The sequence below is a fragment of the Streptomyces anatolicus genome (genome assembly GCF_019400875.1).
Lineage (GTDB): Bacteria > Actinomycetota > Actinomycetes > Streptomycetales > Streptomycetaceae > Streptomyces > Streptomyces anatolicus.
Window position 1 is genome coordinate 1 of sequence record NZ_WMBF01000565.1, and the last position, 3716, is coordinate 3716.

The 3716-nt window shown below is 73.4% G+C and carries 4 protein-coding genes; 1 reads left to right on the top strand and 3 read right to left on the bottom strand.

The genetic code is table 11. The annotated features are described in order from the left end of the window. The coding region (locus GKQ77_RS29575) for a GNAT family N-acetyltransferase (RefSeq protein WP_219692187.1) at window positions 1-379 on the top strand (379 nt) is incomplete at its 5' end. On the opposite strand, the gene GKQ77_RS29580 is transcribed toward GKQ77_RS29575, so the two are convergent. The 3 genes from GKQ77_RS29580 to GKQ77_RS29590 form a co-directional block, all read right to left on the bottom strand. Beyond that, window positions 358-1425: a glycoside hydrolase family 6 protein gene (locus tag GKQ77_RS29580; RefSeq protein ID WP_372460019.1), complete on the bottom strand. Its 1068-nt coding sequence runs from the start codon at window positions 1423-1425 to the stop codon at window positions 358-360. The genes GKQ77_RS29575 and GKQ77_RS29580 overlap by 22 nt on opposite strands. Window positions 1426-1660: 235 nt before the next feature. Next, the gene (locus GKQ77_RS29585; protein WP_219692189.1) at window positions 1661-2851 is read right to left on the bottom strand and encodes an MFS transporter; all 1191 of its coding nucleotides are present in this window, start codon (window positions 2849-2851) and stop codon (window positions 1661-1663) included. Between the two features lie 33 nt (window positions 2852-2884). Continuing rightward, window positions 2885-3634: a uracil-DNA glycosylase gene (locus GKQ77_RS29590; protein WP_219692190.1), complete on the bottom strand. Its 750-nt coding sequence runs from the start codon at window positions 3632-3634 to the stop codon at window positions 2885-2887. Window positions 3635-3716 lie beyond the last annotated feature (82 nt).

Genomic DNA, 3716 nt, shown 5'->3' on the forward strand with positions numbered 1-3716 from the left:
CGACGCCGCGCTGCCGACCGTGCGGCGGGCCCACTCCGATGCCGAAGTGCGGGAGTTCTTCCAGTACGTCGTCGTGCCGCGCGGCTCCACCTGGATCGCGGAGGCGGCGGGTGAGACGGTCGGCATGATGGTGCTGGACGGCGACGAGCTGAGCCAGCTCTACCTCGACCCGGCGTGGCGGGGGCGCGGCATCGGCGACCGGTTCGTGGCACTGGCCAAGGAGCGCAGCCCTCAGGGGCTCTGGCTCCGGACGTTCCAGGTCAACGCCCCGGCTCAGCGGTTCTACGCACGCCACGGCTTCACGGAGGCCGAGCGGACGGACGGCTCGGGCAACGAGGAGCGCGAGCCCGACATCCGCTACGTCTGGCGGCCCGCCTGACCGACGGTCCCACCGGTCCCGGCGACAGGGGCAGGGTCGGTCCCGGCGACAGGGGCGGTCCCGGCGACCACGCCAGGCTCAGCGACCGCCCCGCCCTCCCGTGCGCGCTCCGCGAGCCCCAGCGCGTACTCCGGCCACCACTGCCCGGCCTTCGGCCCGCCCCGGCACGTCCCGTCCGACTCGCCGGGCCGCTTGATCCACAGGTAGGCGTCGATCGCGGGATCACCCGTGTCGGCGGTGGGCGGGGTGCCGAGCGCGCGGCCCGGCGGGTTGCACCAGGCCTCGCCCTCGGTGCCCTCGTAGGGGCCGTTGCCGTTGCGGCTGCTGTCGATGACGAAGTGCTTGCCGCCGCCGAGCGCGTCGGCGAGCCGATGACCGTACTTCGCGCTCTCCTCATCCGTGCGGAAGTTGGACACGTTCAGGGCGAAACCGTCGGCTTCGGCGATCCCGGCGCTGCGCAGCGGGGTGACCAGGCGCTGCTCGTCGGTGATCCATCCGGCGTTGCCCGCGTCGAGGTACACCTTGGTGTCCGGGCGGCTCTTGAGGCGCTGGACGGCGTGGGCGAGCAGTTCATGGCGCTCGGCGGCCTCGGCCCCCGGGCAGCCCGCCACCATGTGCGCGACGGCGTCCGGTTCCACGATGACGTACGCGGGCGAGGTGCCGAGCCCCGAGGCGAAGTCGTCGATCCACTGGCGGTAGTGGGCGGCGTCGCGGGCGCCGCCGGACGAGTACGAGCCGCAGTCGCGCCCCGGGATGAAGTAGGCGACGAACACCGGGGTGCGCCCCGCCATCGCCGCCGCCGCCAGCCGGGACCGGACGACGGCGCCGGGACCGTCGTCGCTGAACCACACCGCCTGGGGCCGGTCGGCGATGCGGTCGATGAGCCGGGCGTCGTCGAGCCGCCCCGCCGCCCGCCACTCGGCGGCCTGCCTGGCGGCGGCGGTGTCCGGGTCGACCCAGAAGAGGGGGGCGCCCTCGGGCGGGGCGCCTGCCGCGGCCGTACCGCCGGTGGCGGCGCCGAGGAGGAGTACGGCGGTGACGACCACCCGGAGGAGCGGGAACCGGGACCGGGGGCGGGCACGGAGAGAGGGTGGCTGGGACACCAGGCGGCTCCAGGTACTCGGCGCCGGTCCTGCCCGACGCGTTCCCCGGAGTCTGCGGCGGCTCCGCCGCAGACGTCGGGTCGTATCCCACCAGAGCCCGGAAAAACCACCCTCCTGGTGGCGTGTCTCGTCGTGGTGGCGTGTCCCGGAGAAGAGAACGACGGCGGGCGGCCCGGCGTCAGGCCGCCTTCGCGACCCGCATCCGCCCGTACGCGTACACGCAGCCCGCGAGCGCCAGGTCCGAGAGCAGCATGAAGCCGATCGAGTACGAGTCCTTGGCGCTGTAGATCGCGCCCATGACCAGGGGCGGGACAAAACCGCCGAGGCCGCCCACCGCACCCACGATGCCCGTGACCGAGCCGACCTGCGGCTGCGGGGTGACCTGGGAGACGAGGGCGAAGACGCTGCCGCTCGCGGTGCCGAGGCCCGCCGCCATGGCGAGGAAGCAGATCGTGCCGATCGGGTTCAGCGTCGGGTCGAAGGCCTGGATGACGGCGAAGAGGGCGACGGCGGCGAGGGCGTACGAGGTGACCGTGGCCGGGTGGATCCGGTCGGAGAGCCAGCCGCCGATGGGCCGGAAGACGACGGTGACGAGCGCGAATCCGGCCGCCTTCGTCCCGGCGTCGGTGGGTGAGAGGTCGTACCAGGTCTTGAGGTAGGTGGGCAGGTAGACGCCGAAGGCGACGATCCCGCCGAAGCCGATCGCGTACAGCGCCGACAGCTCCCAGGTGACCCGCAGCCGGCCGGCCTGCCCGAGCCGGGTGGTGAGCGCGCTGGTGGGCACGGGCCGGTCCGGGCGGTCGGTGATCAGGAGCGCGGCGAGCACCGCGAAGGCGGCGAGGGCGATCGCCACGACGAGGAAGGGCAGGTTGTCGCCGTGCTCGGCGATGCGGGGTGTGAAGTATCCGGAGAGGGCGACTCCGCCCATGCCCATGCCGAAGACGCCGAGCGCGAAGCCTCTGCGGGCGGGCGGGAACCAGGAGTTGACGAGCGGGATGCCGATGGCGAACGTGGTGCCGCCGAGACCCAGCAGGAAGCCGACGGCGAGCATCGCGAGGTAGCTGTTCCTGGCGGGGATGATCAGCAGCACCGGGACGATGGTGAGCGCGGAGACCAGGGGGAACATCAGCCGGGCGCCGTAGCGGTCGGTGAGCGCGCCGACCGGGACGCGGCCCAGCGAGCCGACGATCACCGGCACGGCGACAAGCAGCGACTGTTCGAAGGAGCTGAGCCCGAGCCGGTCCTTGAAGTCGCTGCCGAGCGGCGCCACCAGGTCCCAGGCCCAGAAGGTGAGCGTGAAGCCGACCGTGGCGACGGCCAGGTTGCGGTAGGCGGCTGCGGAGGGCTTGGCTGCGCGAGTGTCGTCCACGTCCTCACGCTAGGAATCACCGTGCGGCGCGGCTCACTGTGCTGGGCCGTCCGGGTGCAGCCCCGCCTCCGTGGCGACCGGGTGCAGCCCCGCCTCCGTGGCTGCCGTGCGCAGCACGTCCCGCAGCATCGCGGGCGTCAGCCTGCCCGTGAACGTGTTGCGCTGGCTGACGTGGAAGCAGCCGAAGAGGTCGATGCCCTTTCCCTCGGGGCCGCCCGGCAGGACCACGTGCGCGCCGTGCCCGAAGGCGGGGCGCGGCTTCGGCACCTGCCAGCCCGCCGCGGTGAAGGCGGGCAGTGCGGCCTGCCAGCCGAAGCCGCCGAGGACGACGACCGTCTTGAGCGTCGGGGCGAGCAGCTTCAGCTCGCTCACCAGCCAGGGGCGGCAGGTGTCGCGCTCCTCCGTGGTGGGCTTGTTGGCGGGCGGTGCGCAGTGCACGGGTGAGGTGATGCGGGTGCCGTGAAGCGTCAGGCCGTCGTCGGCGCTGTCGGCGGTGGGGCGCGAGGCCAGGCCGACGTCATAGAGCGCCGGGTAGAGGAATTCGCCCGAGCGGTCGCCGGTGAACATCCGCCCCGTGCGGTTCGCGCCGTGTGCGGCGGGCGCGAGGCCGATGATCAGGAGCGAGGCGTCGTGCGGACCGAAGCCGGGCACCGGGCGTCCCCAGTACGTCCATTCCTCGAAGGCGGCGCGCTTGGTGCGCGCGACCTCCTCGCGCCAGTCGACCAGGCGGGGGCAGGCGCGGCAGCCGGTGATCCGCTCGTCCAGTTCGCTCAGGCCGTCCATGCCCTCCACCGTACGGAACGTACGTACGGTCAGGTCGCCGCGCCCCCCACCCGCTCAGGTCGGCCCCGCCTCAGGTCAGCAC